The sequence below is a fragment of the Candidatus Synchoanobacter obligatus genome, assembly GCF_024259865.1.
Taxonomy (GTDB): Bacteria; Pseudomonadota; Gammaproteobacteria; order Comchoanobacterales; family Comchoanobacteraceae; genus Synchoanobacter; species Synchoanobacter obligatus.
In genome coordinates this window covers 82,350-98,322 of the sequence record NZ_JAKUDN010000001.1, presented here as the reverse complement: position 1 = coordinate 98,322, position 15,973 = coordinate 82,350, and the positions used below count along the sequence as shown (strand labels likewise).

Genomic DNA, 15,973 nt, shown 5'->3' with positions numbered 1-15,973 from the left:
ATGGAGAGAATAATAATAGACCAGAGAGAAGGTCAGCGTTTGGATAATTTTTTATTTCAGATATACAAATCAACGCCAAATTCTCATGTATATCGTATGCTAAGAAAGGGAAGGATTCGTGTTAATGGTAAAGTATGTCGAGATAATTGTTATCGGTTGGTGAAAAATGATGTGCTTTCCATGCCAACCCCTATTAATGATGCGTCGCGCTTAATACCTAATGATGCATTGGTAGATAAAGTGCGCCATATGATTGTGCAAGAGTCAGAAGATTTTTGGTTGCTGAACAAGCCCCCAAGGATATGTGTCCATCAATCTGAGCGTGATGTCTTTGGGGTGGTTGAGGTGATGCGGCATATATTTGGTGAAGCACACTTGGTTCATCGGATCGATCGAAACACTTCAGGTTGTTTGATGATAGCAAAACATTATTCTAGTTTGGCAAAATGGCAAGCTATTTGGCGTGATAGAGGTGTTGAGAAAAAGTATATATTGTTGGCTGAGGGACCTTGGCGTTCAAATAGTGAGGTGTTGGTTGTCGAGAAGCCACTGTTGCGGCAAAATAATGACCAGGGGGGAGCGAAGGTTGTGGTCTCGTCTAAAGGCAAGCCTTCAAAGACAGTGTTTCGATTGAAGAAACGTTACGGACGATATTTGCTTCTGGAGGCAGAAATCATCACAGGAAGAACACATCAAATTCGGGTTCATGCAGCCAGTATGGGGTTTCCTATTGTGGGTGATGGGCGTTATGGCGTTGCAAATAATCCGGTCATAGATTGTATGTTTTTGCATGCAGAGTCACTGACATTCCCTGCTGAAAATAATTTGCAGTTGACTTGTGAAATGACTGCGTCTCAAAAAGCATGTTTGCAAAGGTTATAAGCTTGCTATTTTTGCGAAAGGGCGGTAAATTATTGCAAGGAGAAAAAGGACTTTAAATATGCCAAATGCATCACACAACACACCGAAGTTAATTTGCTTTGATTGGGATGGTACGTTGATTGACTCTTTTGAAAAGATAGCAGTTTGTGTCTTTGAGGCAGCGAAAGAAAAGGGGTTTATAAAAGTTTCTAAATCTCGAATTAAAAGTAAGATCGGCTTATCATTTGAGCAACTATTGTATGAATTGTATGGTGAGATTGATTGCGAAGGTTTTATTGAGTGTTACCATCGGATTTATCATCAAATGGCTCCGCCGTTGCTATTTCCTCGGGCAAAGGATGTCTTGAAAATATCACAAGAAAGTGGCATACAAGTTGCTATTGTCACCAATAAGTCAAGAGTGTCTGTTGAAGAGGAGCTTAAGCTGACACAAATGAGTCGCTACATTGACTCTATCTGGGTTGCAGAAGAGTATGCAGCAAAGCCATCACCCATTATGTTGCATCACGCCATGACATCGCATCAATTGACCGCAAATGATGTGTGGATGGTAGGTGATAGCTTGCCAGATGCGTATGCTGGTTGTGCTGCAGGGATGAAAGTTATTTTAATTGGTAGCGCTATAGACCCCTCATGGGCGGGTGATGTTGAGACTGTCTCCAGCATTGAAGATGTGCTCACGTTTGTTGCGGCAGCAGCTTATCAAGAATAGGCGGCTTAATTCTAGATTCTAACTCTTGCAATGTCAGTCTTTGTTGGTTATAATCAGGAAATTAACCAATGAGGAGCAAAAATGGCTGTTCAAAAAAGCAGAAAATCGAAATCGAAAGCAAAAAGCCGTCGTACTAAAAAGTTGGCATTTGCAAATGTTATATCTGATCCTGTCACAGGGGAAAAAGTGCTCAGACATCATGTCTCGCCAGAAGGTTTTTACAAGGGTAAAAGCGTTTTAGCAAGCGCAAACTCAGATGAGTAAACCGTTAAAAATTGCAGTGGACTTAATGGGCGGAGATTATGCGCCCTTGTCCACGGCCCAAGCAGTTATTGCTGTGGCATTGGAAAGCCCTGATATTGTTTTTCAAGTGATTGCTGTGCCGCATATTATTTCGCAGTATTTTGCAACCAAACCGTCAAATATTGTCGTATTTCCTGTTGAGTCAGCAGTCACTATGTCAATGACGGCTGCTGAAGCAGCAAAGTTACGTCAATCTTCATCAATGGGGAAAATGATAGAGCTTGTTCAGACGGGTGATGCAGACGTGGGAGTCAGTGCGGGCAATACTGCTGCTTTAATGTCATTGTCATACTTGATGTTAAAGATGCGTGATGGTGTCAGGCGTCCCGCCATCCTGTCATCCTACTCATATAAGGGTAAAAAAGCCTATATTACGGATTTGGGTGCCAATATATCACCAAAACCTGAAGATTTTGTGAGTAATGCATTCATGGCTGTTGAAGAATCAGGGAAAGACCAGCCAACTATTGGCTTGATGAATGTGGGGGTAGAGGAAACTAAAGGAACTGAGACGATCAAGCTGGCAGCAAACTTGTTAGAAGCATCTGAACTAAATTATGTGGGATTTATTGAGGGGTGTGATATTTTACCATCTCCTGTGGATATTGTCTTATGTGATGGCTTTGTCGGCAATTGTATGACCAAGCTTCTTGAGTCTATGATTTCAGAAGCTAAGGGATGGGGTAGTGATCCTTTATGTGTTCCAGTATTACATTCTGCTGCACTCTTTACAGGATTAAACGGCTACATTTATAAAGCGCATGGGTCATGTAAAACAGATAGATTCAGAGATGTTCTTTTGGATGTTATTATCCATGCAAAAAAGCGTATTTTTGCGTAATTCTCTTGGCAGTTTCCATATTATCTAATACAATGGTGCCAAACTTAACTGTTAGGAATATACTATGGATAATATAGACGAAACTGTTCAAAAGATCATCGCTACTGTACTAGGTGTTGATGAAGAGAAAGTGGTCCCTGAGGCATCTTTCCAAGAAGATCTTGGGGCTGATTCATTAGATGTGGTAGAGGTTGTTATTGCTCTTGAGCAAGAGTTTGGGATTGATATCCCAGATGATCAGGCAGAGAAAATTGTAACGATACAAAATGCCATTGATAGTATCAATGATATTATTGCGATGAATCAGTAAATAACTGCTACTATGGCATATACCTATGAATCAAGATGGTCTTTTTATTACGTTAGAAGGGATAGAAGGGGTTGGAAAAACAACGCTTGCCAAAGAGGTGATTGCTTATCTTAAGGGGATAGGGCATAAAACCCTATTAACTCGAGAACCAGGTGGAACCGATCTTGCAGAAAAAATTCGAAGTATACTTAAAGACCCAGATCATGTGGTTGACGCATCTACAGAGCTATTATTGATGTTTGCTTCTCGGTCACATCATGTGAGTCAAGTCATTGCGCCTGCATTGGCTACGGGTACGTCTGTGGTAAGTGATCGTTATGTTGATGCCAGTTATGCGTATCAAGGTGGCGGTCGTGGAATCCCTGAGGAAACATTAGACTATTTTTCTGAAGTAGCATGTCAGTCAGTAAGTGCTGATATAACAATCTTGGTAACATGCCCTGTGAATATAGCAATGGGTCGTGTTTTGAGTCGACAAGAACGTATTGATCGAATTGAGCAGGAGCGCTATGAGTTCTTTGAGCGCGTTCAAGATGCCTATATTGCAAGAGCACAGCGAAGCAGTCATTATATTATGATTGATGGTTCTCAGGATGTCTCTAAGGTAAAATCGGATTTATTAGAATCTTTGACCAAAAAGTTGGCCGGCTAATGCATTGTATATTGAGTCGTCTTAAAAATATTCAAGCAAGTGGTCGGTTAGGCCATGCTTATATCTTTGAAGGCATTCCAGATAGTGGGAGACAGTCATTGACGCAGTCCTTGGCCGAGATCATTGAGGCTTCAATTGCAGACACCCATCACATAGTGCCCAATGGGCATGCAATAAAAGTCGATCAAATAAGAGCGCTGCAAAATAGGTTGTCCCGTAAGCCTGCAAAAAACTATCATGTCGTCGCCATATCTCCTGCCGATGAGATGAATACTGCAGCATCAAATGCAATCTTAAAGCTACTTGAGGAGCCACCAGGTGCAACGTGCTTTATGTTGTTTGTGATGAACCGAAGACATCTGTTACCGACTATTCGTTCTAGAGCACAGTTATTGCAGTATACGCCTGATCACTTGTTAGAGTGGGAGCTCCATCCCTCATTTCATGAAATTTCATCTATCTATGGTATGAATCAAGCGTTATTGTCATCTTACGATTCAGAGCCACTGGGTTTGCGCTTATACCAGGAGGTGTTTTGTAATAGTGATCCTGTCGAGGCGATACAAAGTTTTTCAGGCAGCGCTGTGAAAGATGTGCTGGCTGTTGCTGTCATGTTAATGGCTCACATTGTACGAAATCACGCTAGAGTAGAGTTATGGTCTATCTATGATGAGCTGTGTACGCTAAATCGTGTGTACTCATACTCTCAAAACTTAAATACAGCAAACACTCTAGATCAAATAGCCTTTACCTTTATTAAAGTAAAGACTTTGATTCCAGAAAACCCGCTCTAGAGTGAGCTAGTTACAGTTTGGTTAAGGCAAAAATCTTCAGAGACTTTGTTAGTAGCTGCAAGCGTTGTGGCAGCAAGTAGTGGCGCTTGAACGATAGCGCTGGTTAGTAACTTGGCACCACTGATGAATAGGGGTCTACCTAATGAAAGACCAATAATCATACAGCTAGCCTCAAGTAAATGCAAGAGAATAGAAAGCGTCCCTAGACCATAGTAAAGGCAGTCACTGTTGGTTGACTCGTTACTCCAGGTCATTGATATATTGTTAAAAGCGGATTTAGCAAAGTAGAATAGTGGGATGACTGATCCCGCGTAAGCAGCAGCAGCGAATATGGGTGCTGTTAGGATGAGCCCTGCTGCATAATTTGTAACGACTGCAAATGCTACTGAGGTCACCAAGGGTGTCAACTTCAAGTATCCATATAATGGCGCATCAAAAAATGAGGACAGGCAAGCAAGCATTATCATTAGCACTAGATAGGATTTTCCAATCATATACAATGCAATAGGAGCGGTTATCGTACTGCTGGATATTGAGACAAGTCCTAAAATACCGCCACCAGGAATCATATAGATTAGCCCAACTGTGCCTACTGCAATACCAATTAACTCGTATGCATCCACAAGGGATTTCCAAATAAGTTCTGGCAACAGACGAACGAAAAAGTTTGTAAAGCCTTTTAGTTGAGGGTGAAACTTGGCTTTTTTTCGCGTTAGGATGTTGATAAAGTAAAATTCATATAGTGATATAGAGCGAAGGCTCATGCCGACAATAGATTGCAAGGGATTCATCACAGCGCCTATAACCATTAATAGAAGGCCTGCTGCAAAAACTAAGTTTTTGGTTTTAATTAATATATTTTGAAATGTTGAGGATACTATTTTCAATTTTGTGCTCCAAATGTTTTGCATTATATTATAATGCATAGCTTGAGAAGTCAAGTATGGTGCTATACGAGCACACCTTTTAAAAAGTGCCTATTGGCACTTAGAATCCTAACAGGAAGAATTTTACCAATTAAAGAAGAGTCTCCTGGAGCATTAACGTAGCGGCAATTCTCAGTACGACCACAAACTTCACCAGAAGATTTTTTAGAAATATTTTCAAATAGCACATATTCAGTTTTTCCAATCATCCCCTGGCTGATTTCATCGGCTTGATCCTGAATGAGTGATTGTACAATTTTGAGACGTTCTTTTTTTTCTTCTTCAGAAATAGGGTCGGGTAGGTCAGCAGCAGGTGTTCCTGGGCGTTTTGAGTAGATGAAGCTAAACGAGTGGTCAAATTTGATTCTTTTGATTAGAGACACTGTTTCCATAAAGTCTTCATGCGACTCCCCAGGAAAGCCAATAATCAAGTCAGTTGAAATACAGATATTGGGGCGAATGGCGCGTAGTTTCGCGACTTGTTCCTCAAATAATTCTACTTCATAACCTCGCTTCATTTCCCGAAGTATCCTGTTTGACCCGCTTTGAACGGGTAAGTGTAGGTGAGAGGTTAGTTCAGGAACGTGCTCATAAGCATCTATGAGATCTTGAGAGAAGGCCTGTGGGTGCGAGGTGGTGTAGCGAATCCGCTCAATGCCGTCTAAGGAAGCAACATATTGGATTAAATCTGCCAAGCGAATGGTGTTGCCTTGAAAGCTTGATTGGTAGTCATTAACATTTTGTCCAAGGAAATTGATTTCTTTCACACCTTTTTTTGCAAGCAGTTGACATTCTTTGATAACAAGCTCAAATGCTTTACTAAACTCGTCTCCACGAGTATAGGGTACAATGCAAAAAGAGCAGTATTTGCTACAGCCTTCCATAATCGATACAAAAGCTGCTGGGCTTCGGCTTTGTCTACTGGGTGCTTGGTCAAACTTTTCATGTTCTGGGAATGAGATGTCAATAATAGGCTGATTGCTATGGCAATGTGATGCGATGAGCTTAGGAAGTCTATGCAGTGTTTGTGGGCCAAAGATGATATCAACATACGGGGCTCTTTTAATAATATTTTCGCCTTCTTGGCTAGCAACACATCCGCCAACAGCGATAATAACGCCAGGCCTTTTTTCCTTTACTGCCCGCCATCTGCCAAGTTCAGAAAATACTTTTTCTTGAGGTTTTTCTCGTACTGAGCAGGTATTCATAACCATAATGTCAGATTCATCAGGGTTGGATGTTTCCGTAATATCGAATGATTCTCTTAACGAGTCTACGATGGTTTGAGAATCAGCCACATTCATTTGACAGCCATGGGTTTCGATATAGAGTTTTTTAGTCATGGCTAGGAAGGTCTTTTAATAAAAATGTTAAAAAGAATGCCAATAAGCAAGTAATGGGCATTATAAGAAAGGCATGATTGAAACCTTCTGCACTAAATAGCGCCCCATCGGTAGACATGCTTTCAATTAAGCTGCCAATAAATGGCTGGATTGCACCACCAAGCATAATAATCATATTGGTGACAGCAACAGCAGTTCCAGCTTGTGAGCGTTTGGAGGAGCTTGCTGCGATATCAAAAACTAGAATTTGCACAGAGCTAAAAACTCCCATAAAGAACATGGCAGGAATGATATGATTGAGCTGAGTCATGGGCATGTAGAGCAGCAGCGCCAGTGTTGAAAATGTTAAAAACGAACCAGTAATTAAGATCATGCGTCTGTTTTTGACATAGTCACAAAGAATACCAACCAATGGACCTCCTACCAACCATCCCCATAGAATTAACGGAGACACTTTCAAAGCAGTTGCTCGTGACATATCGTGGACATGCTCAAAATAAGGGATTCCCCATAAGCCAAAAATTTGGGTAGGGAGGTATAATGCAAGGCCAATTGTACCTGCTAACCATATTTGTGGATTAGAAAGAACATTGGACAGTGTTTGTTCAACAATCTTAATACGTTTTTTTGTATGAGACCGGCGTGCTCTAGATTTTTTATCGTATACACATAAATAGGTAATGGCGAAGATGGCAAAACCGATGCCAAGTGTGATTTGTAGCGTGGTTTCAATATCGAATATATTAATTAATATGCTAATTCCAGAGATGCCAGAAATAGCGCCAAGCATGCCCATGGACGTTGCGATGCCCACAGCAAGAGGGAACAGTCTTTTTGGGAGCCACAATGTGGCAGTTTTAAGAACAGCCACAAAGCCAAATGATGAGCCGAACCCTATGAGCATCCTACCAAGCAGAACTAAAGTCAAACTATGGGGTAAGCTGTATAAGAAAGTTCCTGCAATACAAGACAAAACAGCGAGGAACATGGGTTTTCTAACACCTAGGATATCCATAATGGTGCCAACAAGGATCTGCATGGGGATATATGCCCAATAGTATGCACTGTCAATCAGTCCAATTTGGTATGCTGTCGCATGGAACTGGGTTGCAAAGTAGTCATACATAGGGGATGGTGCAAGCCGCAGCAGGTACTCATAAGCATAAAACAAAATAACAGCGGTAGTGACAATCCATCCAATAACTATAGGAGCTGGGGATTGCTTTTTTGCGTGTGATTTAATCATAGAGTGACCGGCAGTTGGTTTCAGGAATGTGCCTTAATAAGGGAAGTGTAGAAAGAATAATTAAAGGTAGTGATAAAAAGGCATAAAAGTAGATGTCTTGTGAAGTAAGGCTTGGATACAGGTTGGGGAGCGCCTCCATGAGTTGTCCAATAATCGGGACGATGATAATTCCCCCTAACATATTAATACTATTCATCATACCCAAGCCAGTGGAGACGACATGGGATGAGTGGGTTTCTTTAAAGACACTGTAGGATAGTAGGAATCCCCAGGTCATGGCGCTAAAGACGATGCACAGAAGTGCCGTTATAAGGATAGAATAATCACCCGCAAGCAAATCAACACGAAATAAAATCATGAGTAGGCAGACCAAAACAATAATAGGTGCAAGAACAATAATGGGTCGCCGCTTTCCTGAGCGGTCACTAATCCAGCCCAGCAAAGGAGCAGCAATGGCACTGGTAATGAGGATCGCACTTAGGATGTCTGCAGTATTGTTGGCATCATAACCAAAGTAGGTTTTGAAAAAAATCGCGCCATACGTTTCATTAAGAATGAGCATCGGGGTGTAAACCAGCATGGCATAAAAAATAAGAACCAAGCTTTTCTTATTGCAGCTGATTTCTGAAATGTCATTGAGAAGCTGCTTTGTTCTTAAGGGTTTGGCTTTGATGGGTTCAAAGTTCTTGATAAAAACAAAGGCAGCAAAGGCTAAGAGGATACCAAAGATGCCAAGGCCAAAAAATATTTCTTGAATTGAGTAAATTGAGCTAAGGTACAATACAGGTTTGTTCCCTAACACACCAGTTAAGAATCCTAAAGTCACTGTCAAGCCGGATAGGGTTGCAAACATATTGCTATCAAACCATTCTGCACATACCTTAAAGGCGCCAAGGACAGACGCAGCTGCTGAAATCCCCATGATAAATCTTAGCATGAGTATCACAAGATAGTGGTTTGTGAGTGACAGGCAAAAGCAGCAAACAGCAAAAGTTCCAATGGCCGAGGTCATCATTTTTTTAAGAGAAAAGTGATCAAGTCCGATTCCAACAGGGATTTGCATCGCTGCATATCCAATCGCATATGCTGTGGTGACCATGGCGAACTGTGATAGCCCGATACTATAATCCGCCATCATCTGATCTGACAGCGTCACAACCATGGCTTTAATGGCTGCTTGATACCCATAAAAAGCAGAAGCAATAAACCAGCCTAGCCCACCCAGTAATGAGTTTTTTTGGTGTCTAAGCATTGAGCTTGTCCTTTAAAATTTTGTTTAGTAATGCTGGATTGGCTTGTCCTTTGGTTGCTTTCATGGCTTGCCCAACAAAAAATCCAAAGAGTTTATCTTTGCCGTTACGATATGCGTCAACTTGTGAAGGGTTATTTTGGATAATGTCCATAATAATTCCAGCAATCTCGTCCTCATTGGTCAATTGTTTGAGACCTTTCTCTTCAATAATGGTAGCAGCACTTTTCTGCTCTGTCCACATAAAGCCGAAGACCTCTTTTGCCATTTTAGAAGAGACGATATCGTCACGTAGGGCTGTTAAAAGTTCAGCAAGTTCTTTTGCAGAAATGGGTAAGGCATTAAAAAGCAGTCCTTCTTTGTTGGCGTGCTCAGATACTGGGCCAAGAAGCCAGTTGCTGGCTAATTTTGGATCCAGGTCCTGTTGGATTAAGTATGCGAGATAATCTCCCATAGGTTTGTTGTAAGCGATAATTGTAGCCTCTGTCTTTGGTACCCCCAATGAGACGTACTGTTCCAGTCGGTCAGTGGGTGATTCAGGAAGCCTAGCAACAGCTTCTGCGATAAATGCATCATCAATCCAAACAGCAGGTATGTCTGGGTCTTTAAAATAGCGATAATCTTGAGCGGTTTCTTTGTCCCTCATGCTTTCGGTTTTACCTGTTTTTTCGTTATATTGTCTAGTCTCCTGAACAATCTTCTTGCCGTCTTCCAAAAGATCTGTTTGGCGACTAATTTCAAACTCTAGTGCTTTTTGGATAAATTTAAACGAGTTCATGTTTTTGAGCTCAACGCGGGTTCCAAGTGGTGCATGTTCATCTTTTCGAATAGAAACATTGACATCACAACGGAATGAACCTTCCTGCATGTTGCCATCACAAATGCCAAGATAGGTGACAATGCTATGCATTCTTTTGAGGAACGCAATGATTTCATCAATATTGTTCAAGCAAGGTTCTGTTACAATTTCTAGCAAAGGTTGACCGGCTCTATTTAAATCGACGCCACTGATGCCATGCTTGTATCCATGTACTGACTTTCCGGCATCTTCTTCTAAGTGAGCATGGTGTAGCTCACAGCGCTTTGTCTCACCCTTAACCTCATACTCTAAGTATCCACCGGTAAGAATAGGGTTTTCATCTTGTGTGATTTGGTAACCTTTAGGCAGGTCAGGATAAAAATAGTGCTTACGAGCAAAGGTATTTAGGGCATTAATCTTGCTGTTTAACCAAGTGCCCAGCATGATTGCTTGAGACAACATTTCTTTATTCACAACAGGAAGCGTACCGGGCATACCGATATCAATAGCGGATGCTCGCTCATTGGGAGAACCGCCAAAGCCAATAGGGCTTGCAGAAAATGCTTTTGTCTTTGTCTGTAGTTGGATATGGATTTCTATGCCTGCAACAATTTGCATGTTGAGCTCCTTTATTTAAAGCTATCAGGGTATTGCGTATGCCAATCTGTTACTTGTTGGTAGGCATGTGTAATACGGAGGATGGTATCTTCACAAAATCGTTTTCCAATGAGCTGTGCCCCGATGGGCAATCCATTTTGAGAAAAACCAACAGGGAAAGAGATACCGGGAAGACCCGCAAGATTAACCGATACAGTATATATATCAGATAAGTACATCTGTTGAGGGGTCATGATGTTGTTGGTCATATTGAATGCAGTAGATGTTGTCGTGGGGGTTAAGATCACATCGACATCAAGAAACGCTTTTTTATAATCATTGCGAATGATGTTCTTCGCTTGCAGGGCTTTTTTATAATATTCATCAGAGTATGAACCAGATGACGCAAATGTCCCAACTAAGATACGACGTTTTACTTCATCTCCAAAGCTGTTTTCACGACTTAACTCATACATGTCTTGAATATTGTTTGTTTGGTCCTCACGGTAGCCATAGTGTACACCATCAAATCGAGCTAAGTTTGAAGCACACTCAATAGGCGCTAGCAAATAATATGTGGGTATGGCGTACTTGAGGTTTTCCAGGTGGATCGGGACAATCTCCGCTCCTAGTTTTTGCAATGCAGAAATAGCAGATTGTATTTTTTCTTCACATTCAGCATCGAGACCTGAACCAAAATATTCTTCAGGAATACCAATTTTTAAGCCGGTTATGGGTTGAGATATTGATGCTGTAAAGTCTGGACAGGGTACGTTAGATGTTGTCATGTCATGAGGGTCTTGTCCACACATAGCGTTAAGAAGCATGGCAGCATCATATGCAGTTTGCGTCATGGGGCCTGCTTGATCTAAGCTTGATGCAAAAGCAATCATGCCATAACGTGATATGCGCCCATAAGAAGGCTTGATACCAGTAATGCCCGTGAATGCAGCAGGCTGGCGAATGGACCCACCAGTATCCGTGCCGGTGGCGCAAGGCGCAAGTCTGGCTGCAACAGCAGCGGCGGAACCACCTGATGAGCCCCCAGGACAGTGTTCAGGGTTCCAGGGGTTTTGAACAGCACCCCAGGCACTGGTTTGGTTGGTGGATCCCATGGCAAATTCATCCATATTGAGTTTGCCCAATGTGATCAAGCCATGTTCACGACTTTTTGTGATAACAGTCGCATCATAAGTTGCAACAAAGTCTTTTAAAACTTTAGAACCACAAGTGGTGGGCATGTCGTGTGTACAGAAGATATCTTTGTGACCAATGGGGATTCCTGTTAGAGGAGAACTGTTTCCTGAAGCAAGGGCTTCCTCAGCAAGTTTGGCCTGCTGTAATGAGATCTCTTTGTTGGTATGCACAAAAGCATTGATATCTTGATCATAGTGCTCAATTCTTTCATGAAAAGTATTCACAAGTTCAGTAGGTGTTACTTTTTTAGATTGCACCAAGTCGGACAACTCCTGAACAGTATGGTTGTGTAACGGTTTATTCATTATCGTACTCAATAAATTGTGGAACGTCGAAGTATTTCGTCTCTGAATTAAAATGTGGAGAGGCTTTGGATAGCTGAGACATATCCGTTAGCTCTGGTGAATCAGAGCGGCAATCCTGAGCATTGGTTAATAGCCTGTTCGTTGTGCTGCTTAATGTCATATCAAGATCGTCAAGTTCATGAAACAAATTAATGAGTTCCGTGAAGTTTTCTTGATAATCAGTAGCCTCTTGGGCGGTGAGTCTTAGTCTTGCAAGTTTAGCGATTTTTGTGACCATGTCATTACATATATTTTGATCTGTGCTATTCAGTTCTGTCATAATAAGTGCCCATTACATATGTACCTTTATAATAGTCATATTAATGTTTGTGTCAACTCAATATTTGATATAGATTAGGGTTAAGATGGATCGAAGTGGAGAAGGAAATGCAACGTTTTCGATTTTGGAACATGCCCTGGGAAACCCCCAGGAAGACCTATTCTGTTGATTTGGGAACATACAACACCCTATTGGTTTGTGCAAAAACAGGAGACGTTCTCTTAAATGAACCATCTGTTGTCGCGGTAAAATCAACTGCCTACACTGGGGAGAAGAAAGTTTGCGCTGTTGGTACAGCCGCTAAAAGAATGGTTGGTAGGACGCCTGTGGGTATGGATGTTAAGCGGCCACTACAGCATGGTGTTATTGCAGATTTTCAAGTGACCGAAGAAATGCTGAAATACTTTTTACAACAGGTCATGCCAACCCAATTTCCCGCTAGATGGTTTCGTCCAGAGGTCGTTATATGCGTGCCTTATGGTGCAACACAGGTTGAGCGACGGGCGATAAAAGAGTCAGCTATTGGTGCCGGGGCAGGGAATGTCTATTTGGTTGATGAGCCGATGGCAGCAGCCATTGGTGCTAACTTACCCGTTGAATCTGCCAGTGGGTCTATGGTAGTTGATATTGGTGGCGGTACATCCGAGATCGCGATTATTTCATTAAATGGTATTGTATATGCCCAAAGTGTTCGCATTGGCGGTGACAAGTTTGATGAGATGATTATTAGTTATGTGAGAAAGAAGTTTGCTTGCCTCATTGGTGAGATTACTGCCGAAAAGATAAAAAGAACCATTGGAACAGCTTTTCCTGTTGATGATATCAAAGAACTGCAGGTTTCAGGGAGAAGTATGACTGAGTGTGTCCCATGCAGCTTTGTGATCAATAGTACGCATGTTTTAGAGGCACTACAAGAGCCTTTGGCTGGTATCATTGATGCCATACGTGCAGCATTAGAGCAAGCCCCCCCTGAACTGTCTGCTGATATTGAAGAACGCGGATTGATGCTCACAGGTGGTGGCGCATTATTGCGCGATATTGACCGTTTGATCGCTGAAGAAACAGGTTTGCCTGTGATGTTGGCAGATGACCCATTAACATGTGTCGCAAGAGGTGGTGCTAAGATTATCGATATGTTACATGAGTATGGTACGGATATTTTGACAACGGAGTAGGCCATTGTTTAAACGCCGTCGTTTATCGCTACGTAAAAAAGTACTGTTGTTGATGGTGGTATGCTCCGTGATGTTATTGGTAGTGAGGCCAATGGTCTATATGCACAAATCGGCTGAAAATAATAGCTCTGACGTACCCGTTGTGCAGAAAAGTGAGTCAGGGATTACGAAGGACATGCTGGTTTCGGTTGCTGTTGACAATCGTTATTACTATTTGGCTAAAAAGATATCAGATACCACGTATGGACTCTGTTTTGTAGACCCCTATCACCAATTAAAACGTTGTCAATCGGTGTATACAACGGGGATTGATAAACTCTGTGATGCAGATATTAAATTGGGTGTGATTACTCAAGTAGGATATAATACAGACGATCTCTACGCAACCATACTCGTAGAAGATGCAGAGTGTGTCACATAGTTAATTTACCGTGGGTAAGATTGTCACTCGCTTTCCAGCTGATCTGAAAGTATTAAAGGCATGTTCAGAGTCTCCTGCAGGAGGCTGGAGTTTTGCGGTGGGTGCAGCATGCTCCCATGATAACAATCCATTCTCCCGTGTATATGTATCCAATGCTATAGACTTGCCTTCAGCAGTCAATGCCTTTGCTCGCGTAAACAAGCTACAAATACACCACAGGGCGTCTGTTTTTGTTGTGCGTTGGACGCTTAAAATGATGTCTAATAAGCTATGGCCAATATCGACCGAATAGCCGCTAGCTTTGCTATTGGCAATGGCTTTGGAGAGGCTTGATACAAAATGTCTCTGAAAACCAATACCCTCATGGTATGTGTTATAGAGCTTTTTCTGATGCTTTGTAATAAGCACGTTTAGTTCGGTGATTAATGTTTGAACCATTTCAGATGGACTGTCATCAAAACATGTTATTAGTGGCAGTGTGCCCAATATTGTTTCCAGATCTTCTTGTGTCACGTTACTTTGAGGCTTTGCTTTTTCTATGATATTTGAAATAGCATCATGTAAGATTTGAAATGTTTTTCTATCACCTTTAAGCGCCCAGTATGCACTAAAAGTGCTAGAAATTCCGGCAGCCTCCTCAGAGATAAATGCCTTATTACATAAAGATGGTACCTCAATTGTCAGCGTTTTCTCGATATATTCTATGGCTTCTTGGGGGTCTGGGATAGGGTCCCAGCCACTGTTGGTGCTGAGTTTGTGAGTTAGCTGTACTGCATGACGCTGTGCAAGAAACCTTTTGAAGTTTTTGTTAAATAAATAAAGGGTAAGTGCGGCAGATTGTGTGCTACTGTGCGCTCTTTTGAATGATGCGCTTGCATTAATAGCCTGTATGATAACGTCATTGAGCTCCTTCATTGTCTCTTCTTGATCACGCAGCAATCTTCTGGGTATCAATTTTTTAATATCTGCTTTTTGTCCAGCTGTGTCTGTATGGCCTTTGAAATTAAGGTATTGTGCATGTGTGGGAAATGTTGCCGGGTTTTTTTTAATTTTTTCATATTCGTGAGCAGAGTCAGTGCCTTGTTTAATGAGCATCTGAACATGTCCGCCACTTTGAATATAAAAGATATAGTTTTTATAAATACTTGCATCAACTTTTTGAAATGCAAGGTGTGTGGCGTATGAGCTGGCAGCAGGGTGGATCTTTATCGGGCTTTCCCAAGTCCATAAAAGATCATCGCATACTATTTTGTGTAAAGCTCTCTTTCCAGAAAGGGCATTGGGGGAGCGCTCACACGAAGATTTTGACAGGATACTCACTTGTTTTAATACTTGTTGATTGAGTAAAGGGTCTTCGCGTAAGATCCAGGCAATTTGAGCATATTGTTGGGGGGCAAACTCTGCTTCAGTGGATAACGCGTGGAAATAAATATAGTGGCTGAGTAAGAACTTAAATGTTTTTGCAAAATCTGATACAACAGCATGAAGGCTTTTGTCTAAAGTAGGGTTTTGAAAAACATATTGACTACGGTCTTTTTTCCAAACAACAATTTGGATTTTTTCATCAAGAAATTTTTGTAGAATACTCAATTCACTTTCTGTTAATATCTTGGCTAGATCCATCCCTTTAATGGGGGTTGTTAGTTGGGTAGGTCTAGGAGAGTCATTTCTCATATAGGAAACAGTTTCATCTTTCCTACTGAACGTAAGATTAGCAGGAGAGGTTAAGTTAAGCTCTGTACTATCTTTAATGACAGTATAGATAATCGCTTCAATAATACTTTGATAAGTTGAGCCAAATCCTAAATAACTAGCCAGATTGCTTTTTACCGTTTCAATTTCCATATTGCTCTCTATCCTAACCTGGTTTGATCTTATCAGTGCTACTTTTATGTTGCAAGC

The 15,973-nt window shown here is 41.5% G+C and carries 17 protein-coding genes; 9 read left to right on the top strand and 8 right to left on the bottom strand.

Annotated features, from left to right (window positions below; all coding sequences use genetic code 11):
* The 7 genes from MKS91_RS00480 to MKS91_RS00450 all read left to right on the top strand — a co-directional run bounded on the left by MKS91_RS00480 (position 1) and on the right by MKS91_RS00450 (position 4,494).
* The gene (locus tag MKS91_RS00480; protein ID WP_258568886.1) at positions 1 to 882 is read left to right on the top strand and encodes a pseudouridine synthase; all 882 of its coding nucleotides are present in this window, start codon (positions 1 to 3) and stop codon (positions 880 to 882) included.
* Between the two features lie 58 nt (positions 883 to 940).
* On the top strand, positions 941 to 1,594 hold the full coding sequence (locus MKS91_RS00475) for an HAD family hydrolase (RefSeq protein ID WP_258568885.1): 654 nt from the start codon (positions 941 to 943) through the stop codon (positions 1,592 to 1,594).
* 81 nt (positions 1,595 to 1,675) lie between these two features.
* Positions 1,676 to 1,858 carry a 50S ribosomal protein L32 gene (gene rpmF / locus MKS91_RS00470; RefSeq protein ID WP_258568884.1) on the top strand — a complete coding sequence of 61 codons (183 nt, stop codon included), beginning with the start codon at positions 1,676 to 1,678 and terminating at the stop codon, positions 1,856 to 1,858.
* Positions 1,851 to 2,738, top strand: coding sequence for a hypothetical protein (locus MKS91_RS00465; RefSeq protein WP_258568883.1), 888 nt, complete (start codon positions 1,851 to 1,853; stop codon positions 2,736 to 2,738). The genes rpmF and MKS91_RS00465 overlap by 8 nt, the downstream gene beginning before the upstream one ends.
* Positions 2,739 to 2,802: 64 nt before the next feature.
* Complete coding sequence (locus MKS91_RS00460; protein ID WP_258568882.1) at positions 2,803 to 3,048, top strand: acyl carrier protein; 246 nt, start codon at positions 2,803 to 2,805, stop codon at positions 3,046 to 3,048.
* 25 nt (positions 3,049 to 3,073) lie between these two features.
* Positions 3,074 to 3,700 carry a dTMP kinase gene (tmk, locus tag MKS91_RS00455; protein ID WP_258568881.1) on the top strand — a complete coding sequence of 209 codons (627 nt, stop codon included), beginning with the start codon at positions 3,074 to 3,076 and terminating at the stop codon, positions 3,698 to 3,700.
* Positions 3,700 to 4,494, top strand: coding sequence for a hypothetical protein (locus tag MKS91_RS00450; RefSeq protein WP_258568880.1), 795 nt, complete (start codon positions 3,700 to 3,702; stop codon positions 4,492 to 4,494). Before tmk ends, MKS91_RS00450 begins: the two co-directional genes overlap by 1 nt.
* Here the strand turns inward: MKS91_RS00450 and MKS91_RS00445 are convergent.
* The 7 genes from MKS91_RS00445 to MKS91_RS00415 all read right to left on the bottom strand — a co-directional run bounded on the left by MKS91_RS00445 (position 4,491) and on the right by MKS91_RS00415 (position 12,475).
* Entirely contained in the window at positions 4,491 to 5,381 is an 891-nt protein-coding gene (locus MKS91_RS00445; protein ID WP_258568879.1) for a hypothetical protein, read from the bottom strand. The genes MKS91_RS00450 and MKS91_RS00445 overlap by 4 nt on opposite strands.
* 62 nt (positions 5,382 to 5,443) lie before the next feature.
* Positions 5,444 to 6,763, bottom strand: coding sequence for a tRNA (N6-isopentenyl adenosine(37)-C2)-methylthiotransferase MiaB (gene miaB / locus MKS91_RS00440; RefSeq protein WP_258568878.1), 1,320 nt, complete (start codon positions 6,761 to 6,763; stop codon positions 5,444 to 5,446).
* A complete protein-coding gene (locus MKS91_RS00435; protein WP_258568877.1) occupies positions 6,756 to 8,009 on the bottom strand; it encodes an MFS transporter in 1,254 nt (417 codons plus the stop codon). The genes miaB and MKS91_RS00435 overlap by 8 nt, the downstream gene beginning before the upstream one ends.
* Positions 8,002 to 9,261, bottom strand: coding sequence for an MFS transporter (locus MKS91_RS00430; protein WP_258568876.1), 1,260 nt, complete (start codon positions 9,259 to 9,261; stop codon positions 8,002 to 8,004). Before MKS91_RS00430 ends, MKS91_RS00435 begins: the two co-directional genes overlap by 8 nt.
* A complete protein-coding gene (gene gatB, locus MKS91_RS00425; protein WP_258568875.1) occupies positions 9,254 to 10,675 on the bottom strand; it encodes an Asp-tRNA(Asn)/Glu-tRNA(Gln) amidotransferase subunit GatB in 1,422 nt (473 codons plus the stop codon). The genes MKS91_RS00430 and gatB overlap by 8 nt, the downstream gene beginning before the upstream one ends.
* A gap of 11 nt (positions 10,676 to 10,686) precedes the next feature.
* Entirely contained in the window at positions 10,687 to 12,156 is a 1,470-nt protein-coding gene (gene gatA, locus MKS91_RS00420) for an Asp-tRNA(Asn)/Glu-tRNA(Gln) amidotransferase subunit GatA (protein WP_258568874.1), read from the bottom strand.
* Complete coding sequence (locus tag MKS91_RS00415) at positions 12,149 to 12,475, bottom strand: aspartyl/glutamyl-tRNA amidotransferase subunit C (protein ID WP_258568873.1); 327 nt, start codon at positions 12,473 to 12,475, stop codon at positions 12,149 to 12,151. The genes gatA and MKS91_RS00415 overlap by 8 nt, the downstream gene beginning before the upstream one ends.
* Before the next feature lie 131 nt (positions 12,476 to 12,606).
* Here MKS91_RS00415 and MKS91_RS00410 point away from each other — a divergent pair, with 131 nt between their 5' ends.
* Complete coding sequence (locus MKS91_RS00410) at positions 12,607 to 13,650, top strand: rod shape-determining protein (protein ID WP_258569128.1); 1,044 nt, start codon at positions 12,607 to 12,609, stop codon at positions 13,648 to 13,650.
* Between the two features lie 4 nt (positions 13,651 to 13,654).
* Positions 13,655 to 14,071, top strand: a complete 417-nt coding sequence (locus MKS91_RS00405) for a hypothetical protein (protein WP_258568872.1) — start codon at positions 13,655 to 13,657, stop codon at positions 14,069 to 14,071.
* On the opposite strand, the gene MKS91_RS00400 is transcribed toward MKS91_RS00405, so the two are convergent.
* Positions 14,072 to 15,916 (bottom strand): hypothetical protein, encoded by a 1,845-nt coding sequence (locus tag MKS91_RS00400; protein ID WP_258568871.1) that lies wholly within the window; start codon positions 15,914 to 15,916, stop codon positions 14,072 to 14,074.
* Positions 15,917 to 15,973: the final 57 nt, after the last annotated feature.

Coding starts and splice junctions, on each gene's coding strand:
- MKS91_RS00430 (WP_258568876.1), bottom strand. CDS start 9,261: ATGCTTAGACACCAAAAAAACTCATTACTGGGTGGGCTAGGCTGGTTT.
- MKS91_RS00465 (WP_258568883.1), top strand. CDS start 1,851: ATGAGTAAACCGTTAAAAATTGCAGTGGACTTAATGGGCGGAGATTAT.
- MKS91_RS00450 (WP_258568880.1), top strand. CDS start 3,700: ATGCATTGTATATTGAGTCGTCTTAAAAATATTCAAGCAAGTGGTCGG.
- MKS91_RS00400 (WP_258568871.1), bottom strand. CDS start 15,916: ATGGAAATTGAAACGGTAAAAAGCAATCTGGCTAGTTATTTAGGATTT.
- rpmF (WP_258568884.1), top strand. CDS start 1,676: ATGGCTGTTCAAAAAAGCAGAAAATCGAAATCGAAAGCAAAAAGCCGT.
- MKS91_RS00410 (WP_258569128.1), top strand. CDS start 12,607: ATGCCCTGGGAAACCCCCAGGAAGACCTATTCTGTTGATTTGGGAACA.
- miaB (WP_258568878.1), bottom strand. CDS start 6,763: ATGACTAAAAAACTCTATATCGAAACCCATGGCTGTCAAATGAATGTG.
- gatA (WP_258568874.1), bottom strand. CDS start 12,156: ATGAATAAACCGTTACACAACCATACTGTTCAGGAGTTGTCCGACTTG.
- MKS91_RS00460 (WP_258568882.1), top strand. CDS start 2,803: ATGGATAATATAGACGAAACTGTTCAAAAGATCATCGCTACTGTACTA.
- MKS91_RS00480 (WP_258568886.1), top strand. CDS start 1: ATGGAGAGAATAATAATAGACCAGAGAGAAGGTCAGCGTTTGGATAAT.
- MKS91_RS00435 (WP_258568877.1), bottom strand. CDS start 8,009: ATGATTAAATCACACGCAAAAAAGCAATCCCCAGCTCCTATAGTTATT.
- MKS91_RS00475 (WP_258568885.1), top strand. CDS start 941: ATGCCAAATGCATCACACAACACACCGAAGTTAATTTGCTTTGATTGG.
- MKS91_RS00415 (WP_258568873.1), bottom strand. CDS start 12,475: ATGACAGAACTGAATAGCACAGATCAAAATATATGTAATGACATGGTC.
- gatB (WP_258568875.1), bottom strand. CDS start 10,675: ATGCAAATTGTTGCAGGCATAGAAATCCATATCCAACTACAGACAAAG.
- tmk (WP_258568881.1), top strand. CDS start 3,074: ATGAATCAAGATGGTCTTTTTATTACGTTAGAAGGGATAGAAGGGGTT.